We start from the raw sequence: 25,342 nt of genomic DNA, 5'->3' as shown, positions 1-25,342 counted from the left end.
TCCCTCTGGGTCAGATGACGCCGGCTTCGTTTTTGAGCTTGTCGATCAGCTCGGCGGCAGAGGACACTTTGATCCCCGCTTCGCGTTGAGACGGCTCTTCGACGCGCAACACGTTCAGGCGACGCTCGACAGTGACGCCATAATCGCCGGGTTCTTTTGTCTCGAACGGCTTTTTCTTGGCCTTCATGATGTTCGGCAAAGAGGCGTAGCGCGGCTCATTGAGGCGCAGGTCGGCGGTCACGATGGCCGGGAGTTTGACCTCAATGGCCTGAAGACCGTCGTCGATCTCGCGGGTGACTTTTGCGGTGCCATCGCCCAGCTCGATTTCGGAGGCAAAGGTGGCCTGCGACCAGCCGAGAAGAGCGGAGAGCATCTGACCGGTTTGGTTGGCGTCATCGTCGATCGCCTGTTTGCCGAGGATTACCAGTTCGGGGGCCACGTCTGCGACAACACCTTTAAGGAGTTTCGCAACGGTGAGCGGCTCAACAGTGCCGTCGACGGTGATCAGAATGGCGCGATCTGCGCCCATGGCGAGCGCGGTGCGCAACACGTCTTGCGCTTGTGCCGGACCAACGGATACGGCGATGATCTCATCCGCCTTGCCCGCTTCTTTCAGACGCACGGCCTCTTCGACGGCGATCTCGTCAAAGGGGTTCATGGACATTTTGACATTGGCGAGGTCGACACCGGAATTGTCCGCCTTGACGCGGATTTTCACATTATAATCGACCACCCGTTTTACAGGAACGAGTACTTTCATGTTTCCCTCTTCTGTCGGCCCCGAAACGCAAAGTCTTCGGGGTGGCCCTCACCTATGGCGAGGCCTTTGAATTATTTCCAAGATTGGGGAGCAGGGTGCCGAAGCGATGCTCCCGGTGGCGTTCCCAGTCTGGCCGGGTTTGCCATGCCGATCACCAGGTCTTTGGCTATCTTTGGAGCGCAGGTGCAGCGGTGTTCGCAAACGTTCGGACGGACCGCCAGTGTCAGCGGTTGTTTGCGATCCTGTTGACCTACCCTCCCGACGTCACTTGTCGTTTTTCACCAAGAGAACCGGATTACGGCATCGTGAGGAGCAACCTGACGACTTTTTGCGTCGAAAAATAGAATGTTTGCGTCAAAGCGAGATTATCGCTACGACAAAGATATGGGGTTTCCTGTTTGGAGAGACAAAGATGACGACTCCGTCTTCACAAGAGTCAGTTTCGCAACCGCGCACGACAAACTTGCGTGCGCTGAAAGCGAGAGATGAGGGGCCGCGTCTTTCCGTCGGGTTTGTCCTAGCGCGCCGCTTTACGCTCTGTGCCTTTGCCAATTTCGTCGATGTGTTGCGTCTTGCCGCCGATGATGGGGATCGCAGCCGTCCGATTCTCTGTGACTGGACTGTGCTGTCTGACACGATGGATCCTGTGCAGTCGAGCTGTGGCATCACAGTGCAGCCGAAGGAGCGATTGGGCGATCCGCGGCGGTTTGATTACATTGTTGTGGTGGGCGGGTTGATGGATGAAACTCCCAGTCTGGGGCAGGCCTATCACCGCTTTCTGCATCAGGCTGCGGATGCGGGCGTTCCCTTGGTTGGGGTTTGCACTGGTGCCTTTTTCCTGCACCAGGTTGGGTTGCTCAACGGGTATCGTTGTTGCGTGAGCTGGTTTCATCATTCTGATTTTTTAGAGCAATTCGAAGGTCTCAGCCCTGTCGCGGATCAGATTTTTGTGGTCGATCGTGACCGCCTGACTTGTTCGGGTGGGGTGAGTTCGGCGCATTTGGCCGCCTATTTGGTGGACAAACATGTTGGCCGCTCGCAGGCCAGCAAAAGCCTGCATATTATGATCATCGACGATGCGCTTCAGGCGGAAAAACCACAGCCGGGTCTGCCGCTTGATCTCAAGACGCAGGACCCGATTGTCCAGCGTGCGCTGTTATTGATGCAGCAAAACATCGACACGCCGATCTCGGTTCAGGACGTCGCGCTACGGATGGGCAACAGCAAACGTCAGATTGAGCGCCACTTCCGCCTCGCCTTGAACACGTCACCACAGGCGGCTTTTCTCGACATGCGATTGGACCTTGCCAAACACTTGATTGAGAAGACGCAAAAGTCTGTCGCTCAGATCGCCGTGGACTGCGGTTTCTGTGATTCTTCGCATTTGAGTCGCATGTTTCGGCGGCGTTACGGCGATACGCCCCAGTCTTTCCGACAATCATCCGTCGTGGAAAATTAAAAATTAGACGCGTTATTGACCTTGACGGCATTTAAAAGTGACATATTTGCACAAAAATATGACGCTTTGCAAATTTGTTAGGCGGGATCTTCGTCTGATGTCGTGATAATACTGTTGTTTTGACGTATATTTACTCCCCGCGCACTTTTCATCTCCCAATACTCCTCCCAATCTTTGTCGGCGGGCTTCATTGGCTCAGCACGGCTCAACAATAAAAAACTCGGGGAGAGTTTGGGTCATGGTTGCATCCAGCGACAATGCGTTCGTGTCTTTCGAACATGTACAGAAAAGCTACGATGGCGAGACCCTCGTGGTGAAAGACCTCAACCTGCAACTGGCCAAGGGTGAGTTCCTGACCATGCTTGGACCGTCAGGCAGTGGCAAAACCACCTGTCTGATGATGTTGGCCGGGTTTGAAACGGCAACCCATGGCGAGATCCGCCTCGATGGTCAACCGATCAACCAGGTGCCGCCGCACAAACGCGGCATCGGTATGGTGTTCCAGAACTACGCACTTTTCCCGCATATGACGGTGGGTGAGAACCTTGCTTTCCCGCTCGAAGTGCGCGGCATGGGCAAATCCGAGCGCGAAACAAAGGTCAAACGCGCCCTTGATATGGTGCAGATGGGGGCCTTTGCCAATCGTCGCCCGGCCCAGCTTTCGGGCGGGCAGCAACAGCGGATCGCCTTGGCTCGCGCTTTGGTGTTTGACCCCAAGCTGGTGTTGATGGACGAACCGCTCGGTGCACTCGACAAGCAACTGCGCGAACATATGCAATTCGAGATCAAACACCTGCACGAGAGCCTTGGCATCACCGTCGTCTATGTGACCCATGACCAAGGCGAGGCGCTAACCATGTCGGATCGCGTCGCCGTGTTCAACGATGGCCGCATTCAACAGCTCGCGCCACCTGCGGAACTTTATGAACGGCCGGACAACAGTTTCGTTGCGGGCTTCATTGGCGAGAATAACAAACTGCCCGGCGTGATCGAAGAGCTGAACGGCGACCGGGCCGTGGTGTGTCTTGAGAATGGCGAACGGATTCATGCGACGGCGGTGAATGTCCGCGCAAAAGGCGAAAAGACTTTGGTGTCCATTCGCCCGGAACGTGTTGAATTCAAACCCGAACTGATCCCTGAAGGGTCGCACACCATCGACGCGGAAGTGCTCGAAGTGATTTACATGGGGGACATTCTGCGCACCCGCATGAAGGTGGCGGGCCATGATGAGTTCGTCTTGAAATGTCGCAACACCATTGACCAGGTTCCCTTGTCCCCCGGCCAACGCATTCGCATTGGTTGGAACCCGCTTGATGCGCGTGCGCTGGACATGATCTGAGTTTTCTTCGCTTCGGTTCAACCGGGGCGAGGCAAGAGACGCGCGGCTTGAACCGCGCGAAAGTCCCGATCCAACATGGAGAGAAATATGAACAAGAAGACTCTTTTCGCGCTCACCACGGCGCTTGGTGGCCTTGCACTTCCAACGCTGGCCGATGACATCACCATCATGAGCTGGGGTGGGTCTTATTCCGCGGCTGAAACCGAAGCGTATTACAAGCCATTCACCGCAGAAACTGGCATTGGTATTGTTTCTGTCGACGCCGACAACCCCGCCACTCCGGTGAAAGCCCAAGTGGATGCGGGCAACGTGACCACCGACGTGGCGCTGTTCCTGCTCTCCGATGCCGTGCGCCTGTGCGACGAAGGTCAATTGATGCCGATTGATGCCTCGATGCTGCCCGATGGGATCGATGGCACCCCGGCGATGGACGATTTCCTCGAAGGCACGCTGAGCGAATGCATGGTGCCGAACGACATCTATGCCACCGCCGTTGCGTTTGATGCGTCGAAATTCGCCGAAGGTGCGGCACCGTCCTCCATCGCCGATTTCTTCGACACCGAGAAATTCCCAGGCAAACGCGGGGTTTTGAAGAGCCCGAAAGTGGTTCTGGAAATGGCGTTGATGGCCGATGGCGTTCCCGCAGCCGAGGTTTATGACGTGCTCGACACCGACGAAGGTGTGGATCGCGCTTTCGCGAAACTCGACACCATCAAGAATGACGCGATCTATTGGGAAGCTGGCGCACAGCCGCCGCAGCTTTTGGCCGATGGCGAAGTGGTCATGACCATGTCCTACAACGGTCGGATTTTCAACGCCGCCGTGAACGAAGGCAAACCCTTCGAAGTGCTCTGGGACGGTCAGGTGTTTGAGTGGGAAGGTTACGTGATCCCCGAAGGTGCTCCAAACACAGAAGCTGCGATGGAGTACATCAAATTCGCGACCTCCAGCGCCCCCTCCGCGCGCTTCTCCGAGCGCATCTCCTACGGCACGCCGCGTAAATCCGCCGCACCGCTGGTGGGCAATGTCAACGGCACCGACATTCCGATGGCGCCGAACCTGCCGACCTACCCGGCGAACATGACCAACGCGCTGGCCTCTTCTGCGGATTTCTGGGTCGACCGTGAGACCGAGCTGGGCGAGCGTTTCAACGCGTGGCTCCTGTCCAACTGATCCGACATCGGATCGAAAGCTTGCCGGAGGACGTCCTTCCCCTCGTTTTCCGGCAAACTGGCGAAAGCGCGTTCTGAGCTCTTTCGCCGAACCGTGTTCTGACTCGGACGTCAACAAGTGGCCGCAGCATGGCGCGCCGCTTTGGCGCATAAAGCAAGATAGGAAAAAGGATGTCTGACGTCGCTTCTCAGTTGACCACCGCGGACGGGCGCCCGCTCAAGGCCGCTTTGGCCACGGCACAGGCTCGTGCAAAACGCCGGGCCTTCTTTCTGGTCCTGCCGTTGCTCGCATTCATTGTGATTACATTCGCCGTGCCCATCGGCCAGATGTTGCAGCGTTCGGTGTACAATGACGGCTTTTCCCAAACCGTTCCGGCGCTGACGCAATGGTTCGAGGCGAACCCAAAGGGCACCGTGCCCGATGAGGCCGCCTATGCGGCGCTGGCCTCCGATCTCAACCTGATGAAAGAGACGCGTATGGCGGGGGATGCCGGCACCCGGATCAACTATGTTGTGTCTGGCATGCGCTCGCTCTTTACCAAGTCCGCGCGCAAGGCTGCGGATCTTGAGCCGCCTTATATGGCCGCGCTGCTCGATATTGATGAGGATTGGCAGGACCCGCGTGTCTGGAATGCGATGCGGACGGCCTCCAGCCCTTGGACGTTGGATTTTTACACCATCGCCTTTGACCGTGAACGGGATGCGGACGGCAAACTCGTCAAGGTGGATGAGAACCAGCGCATCTATTTCAAACTTTATATCAAAACCTTTGTTGTTGCTGCAGTCATCACGGCGATTTGCTTGCTTTTGGCCTTCCCGGTCGCGCATTTGCTTGCGACCCTGCCGATGGCCAAGGCCAACCTGTTGATGATCCTTGTGTTGTTGCCGTTCTGGACCTCGCTTTTGGTGCGAACGACAAGTTGGATTGTGCTTTTGCAAGGCCAAGGGGTCATCAACAGCATCCTCGTGGCGCTTGGCATCATCGGCGACGATGGCCGTATTCAGATGATCTACAACCAGACCGGCACGATCATTGCCATGGTGCATATCCTTTTGCCCTTCATGGTGTTGCCGCTCTATTCCGTGATGCGTGTGATCCCACCAAGTTACACCCGCGCGGCCCGTAGCCTTGGCGCGACGAGCTGGACGACCTTCCGCCGTATTTACCTGCCGCAGACCATCCCCGGCATTGGGGCTGGCGTGCTCTTGGTCTTTATCCTCGCGGTTGGCTACTACATCACTCCGGCATTGGTCGGCGGTGCCGATGGTCAGCTCTTCTCGAACATGGTGCAGTTCCACATGACCAAGGCCAACTGGTCCATGGCGGCGGCTCTGGCGACCATGCTTCTGGTCGGGGTGCTGGTGCTCTACTGGCTCTATGATCGCCTGATCGGCATCGACAAATTGAAACTCGGTTAAGGAGAGAGACTGATGGCCCTTCCGACCTATGCCTCCCCACTCGAACGCGCTTGGCATGCCACCTATCTGGTGATCTGCGTTCTGGTGTTCGTCTTCCTGATTTCGCCGATCCTTGTTATCGTCCCCCTGTCCTTCAACGCGGAGCCGTATTTCACCTACACGGAGAAAATGCTGAGCTTTGATGCCGAGGGCTATAGCATGCGCTGGTATGACTCGCTTTTGACCTCGGGGATGCAAGCCTCCGAAGCGGTGCGTGATGGGGCGTGGTGGTCCGATCTGTGGCACAATGCGGATTGGGTGAAAGCGGCGAAGAATTCCGTGATCATCGGCTTTTGGGCGACCATCCTGTCAACCATTCTGGGGACATTGGCTGCACTTGGCCTGTCACGCCCGGAAATGCCATGGCGGCGGACGATCATGGCGATCCTGATCAGCCCGATGATCGTGCCGATCATCATCGTTGCAACCGGGATGTTCTTTTTCTATTCGAACCCCTGCGCCATTTTCGGCTTTGGATGCGGTCGGTTGACCTCGACCTACACCGGCGTCGTTTTGGCCCACGCCGCTCTTGGCATTCCGTTTGTGATCATCACCGTGACGGCGACGCTGTCGGGTTTTGACCAGTCCCTGATCCGGGCTGCGGCAAGCCTGGGTGCCAACCCACGCCGCACCTTCTTCAAAGTGGTGATGCCGTTGATCCTGCCGGGTGTGATTTCGGGCGGTCTCTTTGCCTTTGTGACCTCCTTTGACGAAGTGGTCGCCGTGCTGTTCATCGCGGGCCCGGATCAGCAAACCATCCCGCGTGAAATGTGGAGCGGCATTCGCGAACAGATCAGCCCTGCGATCCTTGCTGTGGCGACGATCCTTGTGGTGATCTCGATCGCGCTTTTGACCGTCGTAGAAATTCTGCGCCGCCGGTCTGAACGGCTCCGGGGGGTTGCAGCGCATTAAGGCGCATGTAGCAGCGGTTTCCTGCCAAAGACATCTGTCCTGATTGCGCGCCTTTCCGCTGGGAAGGGCGCGTTTTTACATCTGGCGCAAATGTCCTGCGCGTTTGCCTCATCTCTCCGCGCCTCGACCCGGCCTGACACTGTCTGCTGAACGGACGCGCGTGCGGCCAGTCCGCAACGTGCAAGGGGTTGGCTCGCTCCGAGAGGACGGAGCGTTCGATCCCTGAACATGTGCAAGTAAGAGGGCGGCCTAGCCCGCTCGCAATGGGAGGATATATCATGAGTTCCAACAGAGGTGTCGTCTACATGGGCCCCGGCAAGGTCGAGGTTCAGGACATTGCAGACCCGACCATGGCCGCGCCGGATGGGCGCAAGCTCGGTCACGCCGTGATCCTGAAAGTGGTGTCCACCAACATCTGTGGCTCCGACCAGCACATGGTGCGTGGCCGCACCACCGCGCCCGAGGGCCTTGTCCTCGGTCACGAGATCACCGGCGAAGTGATCGAAAAAGGCTCTGACGTCGAGATGCTTGAGATCGGCGACATCGTCTCCGTGCCGTTTAACGTCGCTTGTGGCCGGTGCCGGTGCTGTAAAGAACAGGACACGGGCGTCTGTCTCACCGTGAACCCCGAACGTGCAGGCGGGGCCTATGGCTATGTCGATATGGGCGGCTGGGTCGGCGGTCAGGCGCGCTATGTCATGGTGCCTTACGCCGACTTCAACCTTCTGAAGTTCCCGGATCGTGATCAAGCCCTCGACAAGATCACCGATCTGACCATGCTGTCCGACATTCTTCCGACCGGGTTTCACGGTGCGGTTCAGGCGGGTGTGGGCGTCGGCTCCATCGTCTATGTCGCAGGCGCGGGTCCCGTTGGTCTGGCTGCGGCGGCTTCCGCTCAGGTTCTCGGGGCGGCTGTGGTTCTGATCGGTGATTTCAACAAAGAGCGCCTCGATCACGCCGCCAAGATGGGGTTTGTCCCGGTCGATTTGAACAAGGGCGATCGCCTTGGCGAGATGATCGCCGAAATCACTGGTAGCCCCGAAGTGGATGCCGCCATTGACGCTGTGGGCTTTGAAGCCCGCGGTCACACCGGCGGCGAACAGCCCGCCATCGTGCTCAACCAGATGATGGAAATCACCCGTGTTGCAGGTTCCATCGGCATCCCCGGCCTCTACGTGACCGAAGATCCGGGCGCTGTGGACGAAGCCGCCAAAGTTGGTAGCCTGTCGCTGCGCTTCGGTCAGGGTTGGGCGAAAGCTCAGAGTTTTCACACCGGTCAGACGCCGGTGCTGAAATACAACCGTCAGCTCATGCAGGCGATCCTGCATGGTCGTTTGCCGATTGCGAAAATCGTGAATGCCCAGATCATCTCTCTCGAAGACGCCGCGGCGGGCTACGATGCCTTCGATCACGGGGCCGCGAAGAAATTCGTCCTCGACCCGCATGGGATGCTGAAAGCAAGCTGACCCGTTTGCGAGATGACACGGACAGGGCGGCCCCATGGGTCGCCCTTTTTCGTGCGCGTTGGGCGAAGAACCAACACAGAAAAACGCGCGAAGCCAAAGCTGCGCGCGTTTTGAGGCCTGTCACACGGGGAAGATCAGCACTCCGGCAAATTGACCGCGATGCCACCCGTGGACGTCTCTTTGTATTTGAGGTTCATGTCGCGCCCGGTTTCCAACATCACTTGAATACAGTTGTCGAGCGGCATGAAATGCGTGCCGTCGCCGCGCAGGGACAGAGATGCCGCCGACACCGCCTTGATCGCGCCAAGCGCGTTGCGTTCGATGCATGGCACCTGAACAAGCCCGGCCGCGGGATCACAGGTCATGCCGAGGTGATGTTCCAGAGCGATTTCAGCGGCGTTCTCCACCTGCGCATTGGTGCCGCCCAGCACGGCGCACAGCGCGCCCGCCGCCATTGCCGCCGCAGATCCCACTTCGCCTTGGCACCCGACTTCCGCACCAGAGATTGAGGCGTTGTGTTTGATCAGCCCGCCAATGGCCGCTGCGACCAACAAAAAGTCGCGCAGTTTCGCGTCGCTCGCGCCGACACAATGATGGCGATAATAGCGCATCACCGCCGGGACAACACCTGCCGCCCCGTTGGTGGGGGAGGTCACGACCCGGCCCCCGGCGGCGTTTTCCTCGTTCACCGCCATGGCGTAGACGCTCATCCAGTCGTTGGCGACATGCGGTGCGGTGATGTTGAGACCTTGTTCGGCCTTCAGAGATTCATGGATGCCCTTGGCCCGGCGTTTGACGTTCAGCCCACCGGGGAGGATGCCGTCTTGTGCAAGTCCACGGTCGATACACTCGTTCATGGTCTCGATGATCCGGTCAAGTTTCGGTTCCAGATCGGCACCATAGACTTTGCGCTCATTGGCACGTTTCATCTCGGCAATGGTTTTGCCGGACGTGATGCCCATATCGAGCATCTCCTTGGCAGAGCCAAAGGGGTAGGGAAAAGCCCGTGCCGCTTTTTCGTTGTGCAGGCTCTGGGTGTCGTTTTTCTGCGCGGCCAACTCTTCGGCGGTGACAACAAAGCCGCCACCAATGGAATAGAAGGTGCGCGTTTGATAGGCGTTACCGGCTTTGTCGAAGGCTTTCAGGATCAGCCCGTTGGCATGGCCTTCAAGCGGGGGGCCCCAGTCGAAAACGAGATCCACGTCAGGATCGAACGCAAGCGTGCCCAGACCCTCCAGATGCACGACCTTTTCGCGCCGGACCCGGTCTTCGATCTCGTCGATTGCGTTGGGATCAAGGGTCTCCGGCGTATAGCCGCAAAACCCAAGAAGGACAGCACGATCGGTGGCGTGGCCCTTGCCGGTAAAGGCCAGGGAACCGTGAAGGCTGGCGCCGAGACGATGAAGTTTGCCCGCGCCGGGAATATTGAAATTCCGGTCGTGGAGTTCTTCGATGAACCGCGCGGCGGCGACCATCGGCCCCATCGTGTGCGACGAAGAGGGCCCGATGCCGATTTTGAAAACGTCGAAGACAGACAGGAACATGGGAAGCCTTTCGCAAATCGGGGCCTGCGTGTTCTACGACAGGCCCCGGAGGTATATCGAGCGATCAATCAGGCGATCAATCCAAGATCAACATGTGTTCGGGCCGCGCGGCACCCCCCGGCGGGATGCCGCGTCTGGATTATGCGCCGTAGATCGGGAAATCGGCGCAAAGTTTGCGCACGTCTGCGAGAACCTCGGCTTCGACCGCGGCGTCCCCCTCGGGATTGTCCGACAAGGCGTTGAGCACGCGCAGGATCAGCGAGCCAATCTGTTCGAACTCGGCCTCTTTGAACCCACGTGTGGTGCCCGCAGAGGTGCCCAGACGCACGCCGGAGGTCACGAAAGGCTTCTCCGGGTCGTTCGGGATCGAGTTCTTGTTACAGGTCAGACCAGCCCGTTCCAAAGCGATCTCGGCCATTTTGCCGGTCACGCCTTTTGGGCGCAGATCGACGAGAACCATGTGACAATCGGTGCCGCCAGAAACGATGCCCAGACCGCCGACTTTGAGAACGTCCGCCAGAGCTTTCGCGTTCTCGATCACCTGACCGGCGTAGTCCGCGAAGGACGGCTGAAGCGCCTCGCCAAACGCCACGGCTTTCGCTGCGATGACGTGCATCAGCGGGCCGCCCTGATTGCCCGGGAAGACGGCGGAGTTCAGTTTTTTCGCAATCGCTTCGTCGTTCGACAAGATCACGCCACCACGCGGACCGCGCAGGGTCTTGTGGGTGGTGGAGGTGGTCACATGCGCGTGCGGCACCGGGTTCGGGTATTTGCCGCCCGCGATCAGACCGGCATAGTGCGCCATGTCGACCATCAGGTAGGCGCCCACTTCGTCGGCGATTTTGCGGAAGCCTTCGAAGTCGATGACGCGCGGGTAGGCAGAGGCACCGGCCACGATCAGCTTCGGCTTGGTTTCGAGCGCTTTCTCACGCACCTTTTCCATGTCGATCAGGTGGGTTTCAGGGTCGACCTCATAGGAGACGACATCGAACCATTTGCCGGACATGGTCACAGGAGAGCCGTGGGTCAGGTGACCGCCGTGGGCCAGCGAAAGACCCATGATACGGTCGCCCGGTTGCAGAAGCGCCAGGAACACGGCCTGATTGGCCTGCGCGCCGGAGTGCGGCTGCACGTTGGCGTATTCGGCCCCGAACAATTTCTTCAGGCGCTCAATGGCCAACACTTCAACCTTGTCGACAAACTCACAGCCACCGTAGTAGCGCTTGCCAGCATAGCCTTCGGCGTATTTGTTGGTCAGCACAGAACCTTGCGCGGCCATCACGTCCGGGGACACGATGTTCTCGGAAGCGATCAGTTCGATCTGGGTTTGTTGACGGTCGAGTTCCTCACCAATCGCGGAAGCAACATCGGCATCGGCGATCTCGGGTCTTTGCAGGCGGTCAAACATGCGGAAAATCCTTCGGGGTCAAGCGAGTTCGGCGGCGAGTTCTTTCGCACCGGTCTCAAGGGTTGAGGCAAGGAAAGGGGCGAAGCTGTTCCAGACATCCATGCGGAAACTGGTCTCGGCATCGCGCCAGAGAACGACGGTGGCACCGTCAAAAAGCGTGCGGCGCGCCTGACCCACCTTGATGGTGGAAATGTCGCGCGGACAGCCAATGCTCATCAGGTCAGCGGCGTGCGGGCCTTCGATCTGAAAGGTGATCTCGCGTCCGGTGATTTCGGTCATCGAGTGCGGCAACGACGGGGCGAGGGTCGCCAAAGCGCCTTGCACCTTTTCGATCTGATCGAGCGGCACAAGCAGGGTCCACTCATCAGGGCCGAGGCACACAACCTCAATCCCGTCAGTTTTGGCGCAGATGCCAATTTGGGTCGGCAAGCTGACGCCAATGGCCTTGCCGATCGCCGCCAGATCGCCGCGCGCGCGCAGCGAAATCCGTCCGGTCATTGGCGTGACGGCCACATGGGCAGCCGCGGTATCCACCACGACCGATGGAGCCAGAGAAGAGATATGCTTGGACATGTCTGACCTCCAATCAGATTTTCAAACGAGCGTTTTCAGGATCGACAAAGACGGTCCCGGTGACTTTCGCGGCAATGGTCCGGTCGGGCATCGGGATATAAACCGTCTCGCCCATTTTCGAATGGCCACCTTCGACCAACGCCAATGCGATCGGGTGATCCGTTGTGCCCTGATGATAAGACGAGGTCACGTGACCGACCATTTTCATCGGGATGGGCTGGTTCGGATCCAAGACGATCTGGGCCCCTTCTTCGAGACAGGACTGGTCCTCGGTCACCAGACCGACAAGCTGTTTGCGGTTCTTCGCGACGAGATCGGGCCGCTTCAGCCCGCGCATCCCAACAAAGTCGGCTTTCTTGGTGCCAACCGCCCAACCCATGCCCGCGTCATAGGGGGTCACCGTACCGTCAGTGTCCTGACCGACGATGATGTAGCCCTTTTCAGCGCGCAGCACGTGCATGGTTTCTGTCCCGTAGGCGGTGATGTCATATGCCTGACCCGCGTCCCACAGGGTTTCCCAAAGTGCGCGACCGTAAGGGGCGGGCACGTTGATCTCGAAGCCGATCTCGCCGGTGAAGCTTACGCGCCACAGACGCGCGGGATAGCCCGCAACCTCAACTTCGACGCAGGACATGTGCGGGAAATTGTCTTCGGTCAGGGCGAAATCCTTGACGAAGGGCTGAAGCAGTTTCGCGGCATTCGGTCCGTTCACCGCAACGGTGGACCATTGCTCTGTGGTCGAGGTGAGCCAGACATTCAGGTCGGGCCACTCGGTTTGGAGGTAGTCTTCCATCATCGTCAGCACCCGCGCAGCCCCACCGGTGGTGGTGGTCACGTGGAACCGTTCGTCGGAAATGCGTGCGATCACACCGTCGTCGCGAATATATCCGTCATCGCCCAAAAGAAGACCGTAACGGCACTTGCCCGGTGCAAGTTTCATGAACGGGTTGGTGTACATGCGGTTGACGAATTCGGCCGCATCCGGCCCGACCACTTCGATCTTGCCCAGAGTGGAGGCATCAAAGATGCCCACGGAAGCCCGCGTCGCTGCACATTCGCGCGCCACGGCTTGATCCATGGTCTCACCCGCTTTCGGGAAGTACCGCGCCCGGCGCCACTGGCCCACGGGTTCAAACACGGCTGCGTTTTCTTCGGCCCAACCGTCGATCTGGGTCTTGCGGACCACTTCGAAATGATCGCCGCGGTGATAGCCCGCGAAGGCCCCAAAGGTGGTCGGCGTGTAGGGCGGGCGGAAGGTCGTGAGACCCACCTGCGGTTGCTTTTTGCCCAGAGCGTCGGCGGCGATGTTCAGGCCGTTGATGTTGGACATCTTGCCCTGATCGGTTGCCATGCCGTTGGTGGTGTAGCGTTTCACATGCTCGATGGAGCGCATGCCCTCGCGCACGGCGAGACGCAGGTCTTTTGCGGTCACATCGTTTTGGAAGTCGACAAAAGCTTTCGCTTTGCCCGCGCTGCGATCGGTCGGCAATTCGCGCATGGTGACGCCTGTGCCGACGCGGTCGTCCGCGACGGTGTAGTCAGAGACCGTGGCCTCGACACCCAGTTTGCTCAGCGCTTCACCAACACGTACAGACCCGTCTTTGAGCGCGGCTTCGACGCCCCAAAGTCCGCGCGACGCGCCAGTGATGATGCAGTCTTCTGGTGTATCCTTGGGCAGGAACGTGGTCAGATCGTCGTCCCAGATCAGGCTGCCCTTGGTGTGCGAGAACAGGTGCAGCGACGGGGTCCAGCCGCCAGACATCAAAAGCGCATCGCATTTGATCCACTGGCCATTGCCGACATGGGTGCCGTTGAGCGGGTTCACTCGCACCGTGTTGATGCGCAGACGACCGCCGGTCGCCGTGACCGTGTGGCCAAGTTTGACCGGGATGCCGCGGGTGCGGGCCTCGGCCTGAAGATCCTGACGCACTTGCGGCCGGGTATCGACAATGGCCTGCACATAGGCACCAGCCGCCTGAAGATCAAAAGCTGCGTACCACGCGCTGTCATGCGAGGTGACGACGACGGGGCTTTCCCCGACTTTGACGCCATAGCGATGCAGGTAGGTCTGCGCGGAGCCAGCGAGCATCACGCCCGGACGGTCGTTGCCATGGAACACCAGCGGTTTTTCAAGCGCGCCCTGCGCCAGAACGACCTGTTTCGCACGCACGCGCCACATTCGCTCGCGCGGTGTGTCTGCGGGCAGGGTCGGCAGGTGGTCGGTCAGTTTCTCGACCATGCCGATCATGTTTTCGTGGTAGTAGCCAATCGCCGTGGTCCGGGTCATCAGCTTGACACCGGCCTCTTTCAGGGCGGCCAACTCGTCTTCTAGCCAGGTCCACGCCGATTTGCCGTCGATCTTGGACTGTGGTTCGGACAAAAGTGTCCCGCCCATTTCCGAATTCTCATCCACCAACACGACCGACAGGCCTTTGCCCGCAGCTTCGCGTGCGGCGGCAATCCCGGCGGGACCCGCACCCACGATCAGCAAATCGCAGTAAAGATAGCGCGAGGCATAGGTGTCCGGGTCTTCTTCAGACGGCGAGACACCGAGACCGGCCGCGGCGCGGATGAACGGCTCATAAACCTTGTCCCAAAAGGACCGCGGCCACATGAAGGTTTTGTAGTAAAAGCCCGCCGAAAACAGCATGTAAGCGGCGTCATTGACGGCGCCCACGTCCCATTTCAGGCTGGGGAATTTGTTCTGCGAGTTGGTCTCCAGGCCGTCCCAGATTTCCTGCACCGTGGCGCGGGTGTTCGGTTCGAACCGGCCCGGCCCGCGGCGCGTACCGATCAGCGCGTTCGGCTCTTCGGACCCGGCGGCGATGGCACCGCGCGGACGGTGGTATTTGAACGACCGGCCCATCAGGTGCACGCCATGGGCGAGCAAGGCAGAGGCGACGGTGTCGCCTTTCAGGCCTGTGTACGGTTTGCCGTCAAACGTGAAAACGACGGGTTGGGAGGCGTCGACGCGACCGCGTCCACGAAGGCGATGTTTGCTCATTTGCTTTCCTCCAGAAGCTTGGCCAAATCCGGACGCGGTTCGCCAGCTTTGTAGGTGATGTAGAAACGGTCGGTGATCGTATTGCGCACCGCGTTGAAGAACCGGCCACAGCCATGGGCATGGCGCCAGCGTTCGAAATGCGGGCCTTTCACGTTGTCACGAAGGAAAAGGAACGCTGCCCATTCTTCGTCTGTCTGCTCCGAGGGGGACTCCGGACGGACAATATGGGCTTCACCGGCATAGGCGAATTCCAGTTCGGGCAGGGTTTCGCCGCAATAGGGACAATGAATCTGAATCATTTTATGTCTCTCCTTAGTGGGCCACGGCGGCGGCGGCGGCTTCGTCGATCAGCCGGCCGGTGCGGAAACGATCCAGCGTGAAAGGCGCATTGATCGGGTGCGGTTCGTCTTTGGCCACGGTCCACGCAAGCGTGTGGGCTGCGCCGGGTGTGGCTTTGAACCCGCCGGTGCCCCAGCCACAGTTGACGTAGAGGTTTTGCACCGGGGTTTTGCCGATGATCGCGGAACGATCCGGTGTGTTGTCAACGATGCCGCCCCATTTGCGCAACATGCGCATCCGGTTGAAGATGGGGAAAACCTCGGAAATCGCGGCAACCGTGTGCTCGATCAGAGGCAAACCACCCCGCTGCGAATAAGACACGTATTGGTCGGTGCCGGAGCCGATCACCAATTCACCTTTGTCAGACTGGCTGCAATAGGCGTGCACAGCGTTCGACATCACCACACAGGGGAAGATCGGTTTGACCGGCTCGGAGACCAGCGCCTGAAGCGGCGTGCTTTCAAGCGGCAGACGTACACCAGCGGTTTCCATCACCATGGAGTTGTGACCGGAGGCAGAGACGGCAACCTTTTTGGCTTTGATAAAGCCCTTCTCGGTTTCGACCCCGGCGACGGACCCGTCAGGGTGGCGGCGGATCGCGGTGACGGCACAGTTTTGGATGATATCCACGCCACGCTCGGCGGCACCACGGGCATAACCCCAAGCCACGGCGTCGTGACGGGCGGTCCCGGCGCGTTCTTGCAACGCACCACCCATCACCGGGTAGCGGGCATCCGGCGCGATATTGATGGGCGGACAATATTCCTTGCACTCTTGCGGGGTCAGCCAGCGGTTGTCCACACCGTTCAAACGGTTGGAATGCACGTGACGCTTAAAGCTCTGCACGTCATGCACTGTGTGGGCCAGCATCAGACAGCCGCGGTTGGAATACATGACGTTGTAGTTCAGTTCCTGGCTCAGGTCCTGCCACAGGTCCAGCGCGTGGTCGAACAGACGCGCGCTTTCGTCGTAGAGGTAGTTCGAGCGAATGATCGTGGTGTTCCGGCCCGTGTTGCCGCCCCCGAGCCAGCCTTTGTCGATCACGGCGACATTGGTGATGCCGTGCTGTTTGGCCAAATAGTAGGCGGCGCCAAGCCCGTGACCACCAGCCCCGACGATGACGACGTCATATTCGGTTTTCGGCTGGGAGTCCGGCCATTGCTCGGTCCAGTTTTTGTGCCCGGTCAGGGCGTTCTTAACAAGGTTCAGTGCATTGAAGCGAGTCATCGTGCAACTTTCTCTGCGAGAGAAGGGATTGGACGATGATTGCGTCTTCAACGGGCGAATAATCGGATATTTGCGCCACAGATGGTGAAGGTATGCGTCATCGTCACGTTTTTGTCGTCTTAGTCGAAAATCCTAACGGGTCGGGCCTGTTCTAATCTGGATACTGCATAGAATTTTGGCATAATCTCCCTTAGTTTTATTGGTTTTTGGCCACAATTGAGATCGACTCGAGGCCAGTGTCCAAGGCGCGACCCATTCCGCGAGAAACATCTGTAGAGGGGCGTAACTCTGCGACGCAGCGGGGAGGGGCGGTCCTGTTTGCACGTGCCGCATTTGTCCTATGGTGGGGGCGTTATGGTTTTAGCGGCGGCGCAAGATTTCAATACCAACATGATCTAGGCTGGCCTGAATCGGGGCCGAGGGTTTACGCACAGTGACGCGCACCGAGTTCACCGAGCTGAATTGGCTCAGAACCGCCTGTGCAATGCGTTCCCCCAGCGTTTCGATCAGGTTGAACGGGCCGCTGTCTGAGGTGGTTTGCGCCAGTCGGCACAGGGCATCGTAACAGGTGGTGAGGTTGTAATCATCCGCCTCACCCGCAGGGGCAAGATCAAGTTCACAAGCCAGATCAATGTAAAACCTTTGCCCGATGCGTTGTTCCTCGGGCATTACACCGTGAAAGCCGTAGAGGCATAGATTGCTGATAAAAATCCGGTCAGACATGGGGGCCTCGACGAAAGAGCAGGGGGGAAGGAATGAAAACGCCGCCGGCATATACATCCGGCGGCGAGAGTGGGGCGGGGGAAAAGCCCTTTAGATCAGCGCGGTTCTGAGGCCAGACCACGCCAGATGGCGACACACATGACCAAAAGCACCACTGTAAAGGGCAGGCCAGTCGAGATCACCATGGACTGCAAAGTCCCAAGACCACCGGCTGAGAGCAGCAGGACGATGGCGACGATTCCTTCGAAAAGGCACCAGAACACACGCTGCGGCACGGGCGCATCCACCTTACCACCGGCGGCGATGGTGTCGATCACCAGAGACCCGGAGTCTGAGGAGGTCACAAAGAAGACGATGACCAGAATGATCCCGATGAAGGAGGTGATAGAGGTCCAAGGCATGGCGTCGAGCATGGTGAAGAGCTGTAATGGCAGAGCGGCTTCGGCCACGGCGGTGTAGCCGTCACGGACAACCTGGCTGATTGCGGATCCACCAAAGACGGACATCCAGGCCACACAAACGAGAGACGGCACGAGCAGCACGGAGATGATGAATTCGCGCACGGTGCGACCACGAGAGACGCGGGCGATGAACATCCCCACGAACGGTGACCAGGAAATCCACCAAGCCCAGTAGAAGGAGGTCCAGCCTTGAGCAAAGTTGACGTCTTCACGACCGATGGGGTTCGACAGCGCTGGCAGGTATTTAAGGTAGGCGCCAAGGAAGTCGAGCATGTCAGTGGCCAAGAGCAGCGTCGGCCCGGCGATGAGCACGAAAGCCCAGAGCAAGAAGGCGACGCCCATGTTGATCTCGGAGAGCAGTTTGACCCCGGCTTCGAGGCCACGAATCACGGAGAACAAGGCGACCGCAGTGATGCCACAGATCAAGATCACCTGAGACGTGTCGTTGATCGGCATTCCGAAGAGTTTGTTGAAGCCAGAGTTTGCCTGAGCAGCCCCAAGCCCGAGAGAGGTGGCGAGACCGAACAGGGTCGCAAACACGGCCAAAATGTCGATGATGTGACCCGGCCAGCCCCAGACGCGTTCCCCGAAGATCGGGTAAAAGGCGGAACGGATCGTCAGCGGCAGACCCTTGTTATAGGAGAACAGCGCAAGGCTCAGGGCCACGATGGCGTAGATCGCCCAAGGATGCAGGGCCCAGTGGAAAATAGACGCAGCCATGCCGAGACGGATCGCTTCGGCTTCGTTGCCAGCTGCGGCACCCAATGGGGCCCAGTCGGTGCGAATACCGTTTTCGCCGACGACGACGCCGCCCAGAGACGAGGAGAAGTGGCTCAGCGGTTCCGACACACCGTAGAACATCAAGCCGATGCCCATGCCAGCCGCGAAGAGCATCGCGAACCAGCTTGTATAGGTGAAATCGGGTTTGGCATCTGGGCCACCCAAACGGATTTTGCCGTAGGGGCTGATGACGATCACGAGGCAAAGGATCACGAAAATATCCGCTGCGCCGATAAAGAACCAGTCGAAACCTTTGGTTACGAAAGAAAACACCGCGCTGAACGTCGTGCCAGCCAGTTCGGGAAACAGCAGTGTGAAGACAACAAATGCGATGACAGTCAGAGCCGAAATCGGGAAAACCGGATTGTGCAGGTCAAAGCCGAATGGCCCGAGAGTGCCTTCGATGTTGTCCTGACCAATGTCGTAATCGGTGTCGATGGCGCTCTCTGGTGGCGCCTCGTGGGGCGTTTGTTCGGAATCATTTGGGGCAGTCATGGATATCCCTCCATTGTCGGTTATGCGGGTAGGTCCCGCCGTTAGGTCTCTTGATGGACCTTTGTTCAAAATTTACGGGCGCGCGTGCCATGTGGCGAAGCTCAGCAAAGCACTGACACGCGCGACGAAACGTGAAGTGTTAGAGTTCGACCTCGACATCGGACAACGGCGTCGAACAGCAAATCAGAATTTTGCCTTGATCAATTTCGCGTTTGCGAATGCCGCCACCGTGCTGCATGTCGACCTCTCCTGAGAGCAATTTCGACTTACAGGTGCCGCAGATGCCGCGCTGACAAGAGGACATCGGCAAAAGCCCCGCCTCTTTTGCCGCCGACAGGATGGTCATGCCGGGGCTGACCACGACAACATGTCCGGTTTTAGGGAAGCTGACGCGATAGGTGTCGCCGCTGATCTCTGGCGCAGAGCTCGGTTCCTCAATGGTCCCAGCCGTTTCGGCACCGAAATCAAAACTTTCCTCGAAATACTGGTCCATGTTGAACCCGACGTCTTGGAGCATGGCGCGCACGCCTTCCATGAACCGTGCAGGACCACAGCAGAAGATTTTCCGCTCTTTGTAGTCTGAGGACATCATGGCCAACATCTGAATGTTGAGCCGCCCGATATAGCCGCTCCAGCTGTGATGCGCCGAGGTGGTGTCACAGGTGAATGCAAGACGCAAAGTCGGGTTCTGGCTGGCCAGAAGCTCGAGTTCCTTGTGAAAAATGATATCTGACGGGCTGCGCGCGGCATGAATGAAATGCAGATCATACGGCTCTGACAAATCACAGGCGGTGCGTGTCATCGACATCATTGGGGTGATGCCGCTGCCTGCAGAAATGAACAGGAGCTTTTCTTCTGCGTTGGCGTCGGTGGTGAAATCCCCCGACGGGCCGATGACGTTGATCTCCTTGCCCGGCAGCATGTTGTCATGCAGCCAGTTGGACCCCGGCCCGCCCGGAACACGTTTGACCGTGATCTCGATCCGGTAGGGGCGCGCCGCAGAGGCGGAAATCGTGTAGCTGCGCGTGACCATGCCGTCGACCGGCAGTTCAAAGGTCATGTGCTGACCTGGGTAGAACCGGAAATCGCGCGGTTCACGGGCAGAGAACACGAAAGTCTTCACGTCATGCGTTTCCTGCCGGACCTGGCGGCAAACGAGAACATCGTCCACCTCCGGGTCCCACATCGGTACGCCTGTCGCTTCGGTCAGGTTTTCGTTGCTCGGCGCGCTCATTCTGCCGCTGCCGTGGTTTGGGTCTGATCGAAATACGCTTTCAAACGCCCGATGTACCATGCCGCGAAAGATTCAACATGCGGTTCGGTGAAACGCGAATACGGCCCCGGCTGATACCCCAACTGTGCGCTGCCCAACTGCGCAAGGCGCACGAGATCGGCATCTTGTTGGTTGGTGTAGGTCCAGACCTGTGTGAGATTGTCGAGGTTGTAATCCTGACCTTCGATCGCATCTTTATGCACAAGCCAAGTGGTCCGCACCAAGGTGCGATCCGCGGACAAGGGGATCACAGAGAAGGTGACGATGTGATCCGACATGAAGTGATGCCAGGAATTCGGATGGGTCCAGAAGCTCAGGCCGCCAAGTTTGGCATTGTCAAACTTGCCCAGAAGTTTCTTGGAGGCGACCTTGGTGTCGACGGTGTGGCTTTCGCCTTCCCACATCAACGGCAAACGCATGGTGCGGAACCCCGTGACATCGGACAGGTGTTCTTCCTCAGAGGAAGGCAGGCCGCATGCTTCCCACTTGGCATGGCTGTCCCGAACATCCTGCGCGTATTTTTCAACATCGGCGGAGCGGCGTTCGTCCAACTCGTCAGGGGAGAAACCAAAGCCGAATTCGGACAGCGGTACAGTCAACTGCGGGTGGTTGCCTTCGCAGTGGTAGCACTCGCGGTTGTTTTCCAGCGTCAGCTTCCAGTTGCCTTCCTCAATCAATTCAGATTGGAAGGCCACTTTGGTGTTCTTGATGTCATGCGGTGCGATGTATTTTTCCATCGTTTCCGCCATGCGGTCCATATCCGTCGGGGCGTCTTTGGCCAGACAGATAAAGATCAGGCCCGCAATGGAGCGCACATGGACTGTCCTCAGGCCATGGCAGGATTTGTCGAATTCCTTGCCCATGTGCTCCGCCAGGATCAGTTCACCATCCTCATTGTAGGTCCAGCCATGATAGCGGCAGACGATGTTGCCGATGGTGGTGGATTTCTCATCCACAAGCTTGGCTCCCCGGTGGCGACAAACGTTGTGGAACCCACGGATCTCTTCGTCATCGCCACGCAGCAGCAACACGGAGACTTTGCCAATCTCGACCGTGATGCAATCGCCCGGCTCGGGCAGTTCCGGTTCGGTGCCCACAAAAATCCAGTGGTTGCCGAAGATCACCTCAATATCGAGGTCCAGAATTTCGGGGGAGTTGTAAAACGGCGCTTCGAGGCTTTTGTAAGCCGCGCGACGTTCGACCAGAGCGGGGATATTAATGGGATCACGCATAATCATGGACCTCGGCTACAGTAGATGGCTGGGAGAAGGGGGATCGGTGGAGCGGCTGTGCCATGCGATCCGAATGAGAATTCAAAAGAGCGTTTGTGCCACCTGTTCTCTGGAAAACGTCGAGGCATAAGCTGGACAAAAGAGAGGCGATTTGTCTCATCTCGAAGGAGAACGAAGGCGTGTATGTGTTTCTACAGCTGCGTTGAACATGGCTCTCGCCAAGCTCTCGCGCTGCCGGGAGTGCAAGGCGATCTGCTCCCCCCGCGGTATGCAGGGGTGCCATCCGTATGAACGCATAGGATCTGCGCACCGCGCAGGCTCCGTCAAGGGTTGTCATCTGCACCCCGTGTCTCCCTGTTTATGATGGCAGGTAACCTGCTCTTACGTTTCACCCCCGTTATCTTTGGGTGATCTCGGTATCATTTGAAAATTGCAAAAACGCGGGGAGAAGAGGTAAGTCAAATTGCCGGTACTTTTGCGACAGGGGTGTCCGCGCCCTGCATTTCTTCGAAAACTACGTTCTTTTTATGGCTCCAAAATAAGCAAGTTTGGGGGCAGCAGCACTCTCCTTTCGTGTTTATGTGTTGTTCATCATATGCGCATATGAAGTGCGAATCACGCAAAGGAAAACCTAAGGCGTTCTCTCTCATTGCGCCTATTTGGATGTCATGCGCTCGTGTTGGCCCTTTGCGCTTTCGTATTGTCCCAGACGCTAGGGCAAGTGCACCTTGCACTTGAGGGCGATGGGCTGTTCTCACCCACAAGCGGTGGCGCGGTTGTTGTTGTACTTCTCGGCGACCTCCCCGATCTGACGCACAAGATCGCTTGTAAAGTGGTCATTTGCGAGGAGGGCACGGGTTTTCTTGGTTTGGTGTCAGTTCGAGCGTGTCCGTCACATCCTCAGCCCGCATATTTGTACTGAGTTTCCAAGCGCTGATAGAGTGGCCGTCATCGTCCAAGATGGTGGACAGATACTACCAGCCTCCGCCAATGATTCAGATATAAAAGACCACGCCTCATCAGTGCGTTTTGACGGCGAGTGCGCCTATGAACAAGGTGGGATCAGTGATGACACGATGCACACCCCTCTGAGACGTTCAGAAAGACCGAATATGGCATGTATCTCGCGGGGCTGATCAAAGCAAAGGCGGCGCACAGTCCGCGATAAACCCGCAGGTCGGCACCGCTGGGGCGGTGCCAGGTTAGAGGCACATCACCACGCCCAGCACGAAAAGCGCGAGGAAAACGGTTTGCGCCTGCCGAGGTGGCCGTTGTGATTGAAGCCGGGGAACAACGCGAGTCGACGCTGGCCGCGCGAGCGCAAGCGAGGTTTGTTCAGCGCGCCGAAGGCAACTGGTATCTAGGGGATGGCGAGACGTCCGAACAGGAATGCAAGGTGCAATTCGAGCCGCGTCGAATGGAGCCAATTATCCGAGCTATTGCAGCCTTGGCGAACAACAGGGGCGGCGTCGTATTCATTGGCGTTGGCGATCCCGAATGCTGCGTGGTGGGAATGCCAGATACGGTTTTCCAAGATACAGACATCGTCAGGGTCACGGACAAGGCCAAGAGGCTCCTGACGCCGACCCCGAGGCACCTTCAAAACATTCCCGGCGCGCATTGTAGGCAGATGAGACCCTCGCTGCGCCAGAAGTCGACGACCGTGGCGCGATCGTCGAACACGATCCAGGGCTCGAAACCATCGCTGCGCATCCGGGTCAGGAGGGCATGTTTCACCTCAGGGTCACTCATTTCATCCGCGCCGTCAGGGCGCAGGTAGATGCCGTCAAAGGGCAGGTCATTGGCGTGGAGCCACTCGACCGTGCGGTTGACCCAGCCCTCGGGGCGGCCGGAGCACAGGACGATGGCCTCTCCCCCCACCTTCAGGTGACGCAGGACGCGGGCGACCGGGGCGATTTCCGGCGTGGTCGCCATGGCGTCGTGAAAGGCGTCCCAGTGTTTTTCCACCCCATGCACCAATGGGCCGAGGGTGTCGGCGTCGAATTCCGCCAGCGTGCCGTCGATGTCGAAGACTGCGCAGGGGCGGGTGAGTTTGGGGCTGTCAAAGCTCATTTAGAGTTTCCTCAAAGGTGTTGCCCGTCGGACCATGTGCCGGACGGTAGTGAAGGGGGCGGGCGTTGGGCGCACGGGAGCCGACGCTGGGCTGGCCGGTCAACAGCCGCGTGGCGCGAATCACACCGGAATGACAGATCACAACGGGGAGGTTGGATCTGGCCTCGATCAGGCAGGCGGTGAGGGCGGCGTGCACGCGTTGGATCATCTCCCGCCAACCCTCGCCGCCCTCTGGCGTGGCGTTGCGCGGGGGCAGCTCAGGCAGGGGACGGCCCTCATAGATGCCCCAGTCGCGTTCCTTTAGGCCAGGGTGGCTCGTGGCGGGCTGCGCAGGAAAGGCGAGCGTGGCGGTTTCACGCGCGCGGCGCATCGGGCTGGTAAAGAGCGCGAGCGGTTGCGGCCAAACGAGTTGGGCCAGTGCGCGCGCCTGATCCCGCCCCGCCTCGGTCAGTTCGACCTCCAGACGTCCGGCAATGATCTGATCGCGGTTCGCCGTGGTCTCGCCGTGGCGGATCAGCACGAAGGGACGCGCGGGCAGGCGGGGCAGGTCAGAAAAGAGGGGGCTCACAGTGTCACCGTGTCGTGCAGGAAGACCTGTGCCCCAAAGGCGTTTTCGACCAGATAGTCTTCTGGCAGGGTGCAGAAGGTCGGCGCAAAGCGCAGTGCGCCCAAGCGGCGGATCATCGCGATCTGGTCGGAGAGCGGCGGATGCACATTCCAGCGGCGGAAATAGCCGCCCTCGACGGTCTCGATGCCACGGGCGTGAGCGGTCATATGGCCCGTAAAGACCACATGGGCGTCGCGTCCGAGCCGTCCGCTCTCGCGCCAGGCGCGCACATAGGCCCAAGCGGCCCCGCCATCGGCGTTCGGCGTGTCGCAGATCAGGAAACGCGCGGCGTCCAGCGGGCCGCGCTCCAAGAGCGGTGCGATCTCCTGCGCGGATGCGGCGATGGAGTCGGAGGCGAGCGCCGCACGCAAGGCATGGCAGCATTCGGGGTCCAGCAGCACCGCCTCAGGTCCAAACCGACGCATCAGATGCAAGGCCAGCTCGCCCGCGCGCCCAGAAGGCGGCACCGGAAAGAGCACTTGACCAGACAGGGTGTCAATGAGCGCATCGAGATCGGCAAGGCGCTGGGATTGTGGCACGTCGCTCAGGTGATAGGAGCAGTCGATGATTGCGGTGGCGGCCTTTGGCGGCGTATCAAAAGCGAACCAATCGCTCTCCTCCGACCAATCGCCGGAATAGAAAAGCCCCTCGCCAAGATCGAAATGGAACCAGACGCCGCCAAGCGCATGGCCATTGCGCCCGGTGGTCAGGCGGATGCCGTCAATGAGGGTCTCGCCCCGTTCCGGCAGCGCGATCACCTGCGCCGAGGGCGGCAGCGCCTGCGCGGTGCGGCGGGTGGCGTGGATCGGCAGACCCGCCTCCACGGCATAGGCGGCACCGCCGATATGGTCGATATGGTCGTGGGTCACAAAGACCGCGTCGACGCCCTCCAACCACTTGGGGTCGAAATTGGCATTGGCCTCAGGGCCGAATCCACAGTCCAGCAGCCAGCGGTGACACGCGGTGTCGAGTCGCATGGCGGCTGGGCCCTTGTCTCCGATGCCGGAGAGAACGGTGATGGTGCTCATGATCAGGGT

The 25,342-nt window shown here is 59.0% G+C and carries 20 protein-coding genes and 1 pseudogene; 7 read left to right on the top strand and 14 right to left on the bottom strand.

What is annotated here, in order from left to right:
• Positions 1 to 10: 10 nt before the first annotated feature.
• Complete coding sequence (locus B30_RS13340) at positions 11 to 760, bottom strand: electron transfer flavoprotein subunit beta/FixA family protein (RefSeq protein ID WP_009572629.1); 750 nt, start codon at positions 758 to 760, stop codon at positions 11 to 13.
• Between the two features lie 412 nt (positions 761 to 1,172).
• Here B30_RS13340 and B30_RS13335 point away from each other — a divergent pair, with 412 nt between their 5' ends.
• The 6 genes from B30_RS13335 to fdhA all read left to right on the top strand — a co-directional run bounded on the left by B30_RS13335 (position 1,173) and on the right by fdhA (position 8,566).
• Positions 1,173 to 2,219 (top strand): GlxA family transcriptional regulator, encoded by a 1,047-nt coding sequence (locus B30_RS13335; RefSeq protein ID WP_009572628.1) that lies wholly within the window; start codon positions 1,173 to 1,175, stop codon positions 2,217 to 2,219.
• Positions 2,220 to 2,457: 238 nt separating this feature from the next.
• Positions 2,458 to 3,558 carry an ABC transporter ATP-binding protein gene (locus tag B30_RS13330; protein ID WP_009572627.1) on the top strand — a complete coding sequence of 367 codons (1,101 nt, stop codon included), beginning with the start codon at positions 2,458 to 2,460 and terminating at the stop codon, positions 3,556 to 3,558.
• Positions 3,559 to 3,645: 87 nt separating this feature from the next.
• On the top strand, positions 3,646 to 4,731 hold the full coding sequence (locus tag B30_RS13325) for an ABC transporter substrate-binding protein (protein WP_009572626.1): 1,086 nt from the start codon (positions 3,646 to 3,648) through the stop codon (positions 4,729 to 4,731).
• Between the two features lie 170 nt (positions 4,732 to 4,901).
• Positions 4,902 to 6,149 (top strand): ABC transporter permease, encoded by a 1,248-nt coding sequence (locus B30_RS13320; RefSeq protein WP_009572625.1) that lies wholly within the window; start codon positions 4,902 to 4,904, stop codon positions 6,147 to 6,149.
• A gap of 12 nt (positions 6,150 to 6,161) precedes the next feature.
• Complete coding sequence (locus B30_RS13315) at positions 6,162 to 7,100, top strand: ABC transporter permease (protein WP_009572624.1); 939 nt, start codon at positions 6,162 to 6,164, stop codon at positions 7,098 to 7,100.
• Between the two features lie 278 nt (positions 7,101 to 7,378).
• Complete coding sequence (gene fdhA / locus B30_RS13310) at positions 7,379 to 8,566, top strand: formaldehyde dehydrogenase, glutathione-independent (protein WP_009572623.1); 1,188 nt, start codon at positions 7,379 to 7,381, stop codon at positions 8,564 to 8,566.
• Between the two features lie 134 nt (positions 8,567 to 8,700).
• Here fdhA and B30_RS13305 read toward each other — a convergent pair whose 3' ends face one another.
• From B30_RS13305 to B30_RS13260, 10 genes are all read right to left on the bottom strand, one after another.
• Positions 8,701 to 10,110, bottom strand: a complete 1,410-nt coding sequence (locus tag B30_RS13305; RefSeq protein WP_009572622.1) for an L-serine ammonia-lyase — start codon at positions 10,108 to 10,110, stop codon at positions 8,701 to 8,703.
• 139 nt (positions 10,111 to 10,249) lie between these two features.
• Entirely contained in the window at positions 10,250 to 11,518 is a 1,269-nt protein-coding gene (gene glyA / locus B30_RS13300) for a serine hydroxymethyltransferase (protein WP_009572621.1), read from the bottom strand.
• Between the two features lie 18 nt (positions 11,519 to 11,536).
• Complete coding sequence (locus B30_RS13295) at positions 11,537 to 12,091, bottom strand: sarcosine oxidase subunit gamma (protein ID WP_009572620.1); 555 nt, start codon at positions 12,089 to 12,091, stop codon at positions 11,537 to 11,539.
• Between the two features lie 13 nt (positions 12,092 to 12,104).
• A complete protein-coding gene (locus B30_RS13290; RefSeq protein ID WP_009572619.1) occupies positions 12,105 to 15,095 on the bottom strand; it encodes a sarcosine oxidase subunit alpha in 2,991 nt (996 codons plus the stop codon).
• On the bottom strand, positions 15,092 to 15,394 hold the full coding sequence (locus B30_RS13285; RefSeq protein ID WP_009572618.1) for a sarcosine oxidase subunit delta: 303 nt from the start codon (positions 15,392 to 15,394) through the stop codon (positions 15,092 to 15,094). The genes B30_RS13290 and B30_RS13285 overlap by 4 nt, the downstream gene beginning before the upstream one ends.
• Positions 15,395 to 15,407: 13 nt before the next feature.
• Positions 15,408 to 16,661 (bottom strand): sarcosine oxidase subunit beta family protein, encoded by a 1,254-nt coding sequence (locus B30_RS13280; protein WP_009572617.1) that lies wholly within the window; start codon positions 16,659 to 16,661, stop codon positions 15,408 to 15,410.
• 360 nt (positions 16,662 to 17,021) lie between these two features.
• Positions 17,022 to 17,384, bottom strand: coding sequence for a dihydroneopterin aldolase (folB, locus tag B30_RS13275; protein ID WP_009572616.1), 363 nt, complete (start codon positions 17,382 to 17,384; stop codon positions 17,022 to 17,024).
• Positions 17,385 to 17,479: 95 nt separating this feature from the next.
• Positions 17,480 to 19,120: a BCCT family transporter gene (locus tag B30_RS13270; RefSeq protein WP_009572615.1), complete on the bottom strand. Its 1,641-nt coding sequence runs from the start codon at positions 19,118 to 19,120 to the stop codon at positions 17,480 to 17,482.
• A 139-nt stretch (positions 19,121 to 19,259) separates the two neighbouring features.
• Positions 19,260 to 20,354: a hybrid-cluster NAD(P)-dependent oxidoreductase gene (locus B30_RS13265; RefSeq protein WP_009572614.1), complete on the bottom strand. Its 1,095-nt coding sequence runs from the start codon at positions 20,352 to 20,354 to the stop codon at positions 19,260 to 19,262.
• Positions 20,351 to 21,625, bottom strand: a complete 1,275-nt coding sequence (locus B30_RS13260; RefSeq protein WP_009572613.1) for an aromatic ring-hydroxylating oxygenase subunit alpha — start codon at positions 21,623 to 21,625, stop codon at positions 20,351 to 20,353. Before B30_RS13260 ends, B30_RS13265 begins: the two co-directional genes overlap by 4 nt.
• 1,264 nt (positions 21,626 to 22,889) lie before the next feature.
• Here B30_RS13260 and B30_RS22790 point away from each other — a divergent pair.
• Positions 22,890 to 23,201 (top strand): annotated as a pseudogene (locus B30_RS22790) (ATP-binding protein); the annotation flags it as partial.
• 23 nt (positions 23,202 to 23,224) lie between these two features.
• On the opposite strand, the gene B30_RS13255 reads toward B30_RS22790, so the two are convergent.
• Genes B30_RS13255 through B30_RS13245 form a run of 3 tightly spaced genes read right to left on the bottom strand, consistent with a single transcriptional unit; the run spans position 23,225 to position 25,333 of the window.
• Complete coding sequence (locus B30_RS13255) at positions 23,225 to 23,698, bottom strand: phosphatase domain-containing protein (protein WP_009572612.1); 474 nt, start codon at positions 23,696 to 23,698, stop codon at positions 23,225 to 23,227.
• Complete coding sequence (locus B30_RS13250) at positions 23,688 to 24,266, bottom strand: histidine phosphatase family protein (protein WP_009572611.1); 579 nt, start codon at positions 24,264 to 24,266, stop codon at positions 23,688 to 23,690. The genes B30_RS13255 and B30_RS13250 overlap by 11 nt, the downstream gene beginning before the upstream one ends.
• Positions 24,263 to 25,333 carry an MBL fold metallo-hydrolase gene (locus tag B30_RS13245; RefSeq protein WP_009572610.1) on the bottom strand — a complete coding sequence of 357 codons (1,071 nt, stop codon included), beginning with the start codon at positions 25,331 to 25,333 and terminating at the stop codon, positions 24,263 to 24,265. Before B30_RS13245 ends, B30_RS13250 begins: the two co-directional genes overlap by 4 nt.
• Between the last annotated feature and the right edge of the window lie 9 nt (positions 25,334 to 25,342).

This window comes from Celeribacter baekdonensis B30, from assembly GCF_000299875.1.
GTDB lineage: Bacteria > Pseudomonadota > Alphaproteobacteria > Rhodobacterales > Rhodobacteraceae > Celeribacter > Celeribacter baekdonensis_A.
The sequence above is the reverse complement of the archived record's forward strand: the minus strand, read 5'-3'. Positions and strand labels throughout refer to the sequence as shown.

What these genes read in the sequence shown, in the direction of transcription:
- glyA (WP_009572621.1), bottom strand. Translation starts at nt 11,518, where the DNA reads ATGTTTGACCGCCTGCAAAGACCCGAGATCGCCGATGCCGATGTTGCT.
- B30_RS13315 (WP_009572624.1), top strand. Translation starts at nt 6,162, where the DNA reads ATGGCCCTTCCGACCTATGCCTCCCCACTCGAACGCGCTTGGCATGCC.
- B30_RS13280 (WP_009572617.1), bottom strand. Translation starts at nt 16,661, where the DNA reads ATGACTCGCTTCAATGCACTGAACCTTGTTAAGAACGCCCTGACCGGG.
- B30_RS13265 (WP_009572614.1), bottom strand. Translation starts at nt 20,354, where the DNA reads ATGAGCGCGCCGAGCAACGAAAACCTGACCGAAGCGACAGGCGTACCG.
- B30_RS13325 (WP_009572626.1), top strand. Translation starts at nt 3,646, where the DNA reads ATGAACAAGAAGACTCTTTTCGCGCTCACCACGGCGCTTGGTGGCCTT.
- folB (WP_009572616.1), bottom strand. Translation starts at nt 17,384, where the DNA reads ATGTCTGACCGGATTTTTATCAGCAATCTATGCCTCTACGGCTTTCAC.
- B30_RS13305 (WP_009572622.1), bottom strand. Translation starts at nt 10,110, where the DNA reads ATGTTCCTGTCTGTCTTCGACGTTTTCAAAATCGGCATCGGGCCCTCT.
- B30_RS13295 (WP_009572620.1), bottom strand. Translation starts at nt 12,091, where the DNA reads ATGTCCAAGCATATCTCTTCTCTGGCTCCATCGGTCGTGGTGGATACC.
- B30_RS13260 (WP_009572613.1), bottom strand. Translation starts at nt 21,625, where the DNA reads ATGCGTGATCCCATTAATATCCCCGCTCTGGTCGAACGTCGCGCGGCT.
- B30_RS13340 (WP_009572629.1), bottom strand. Translation starts at nt 760, where the DNA reads ATGAAAGTACTCGTTCCTGTAAAACGGGTGGTCGATTATAATGTGAAA.
- B30_RS13255 (WP_009572612.1), bottom strand. Translation starts at nt 23,698, where the DNA reads ATGAGCTTTGACAGCCCCAAACTCACCCGCCCCTGCGCAGTCTTCGAC.
- B30_RS13270 (WP_009572615.1), bottom strand. Translation starts at nt 19,120, where the DNA reads ATGACTGCCCCAAATGATTCCGAACAAACGCCCCACGAGGCGCCACCA.
- B30_RS13245 (WP_009572610.1), bottom strand. Translation starts at nt 25,333, where the DNA reads ATGAGCACCATCACCGTTCTCTCCGGCATCGGAGACAAGGGCCCAGCC.
- B30_RS13320 (WP_009572625.1), top strand. Translation starts at nt 4,902, where the DNA reads ATGTCTGACGTCGCTTCTCAGTTGACCACCGCGGACGGGCGCCCGCTC.
- B30_RS13290 (WP_009572619.1), bottom strand. Translation starts at nt 15,095, where the DNA reads ATGAGCAAACATCGCCTTCGTGGACGCGGTCGCGTCGACGCCTCCCAA.
- B30_RS13330 (WP_009572627.1), top strand. Translation starts at nt 2,458, where the DNA reads ATGGTTGCATCCAGCGACAATGCGTTCGTGTCTTTCGAACATGTACAG.
- fdhA (WP_009572623.1), top strand. Translation starts at nt 7,379, where the DNA reads ATGAGTTCCAACAGAGGTGTCGTCTACATGGGCCCCGGCAAGGTCGAG.
- B30_RS13285 (WP_009572618.1), bottom strand. Translation starts at nt 15,394, where the DNA reads ATGATTCAGATTCATTGTCCCTATTGCGGCGAAACCCTGCCCGAACTG.
- B30_RS13335 (WP_009572628.1), top strand. Translation starts at nt 1,173, where the DNA reads ATGACGACTCCGTCTTCACAAGAGTCAGTTTCGCAACCGCGCACGACA.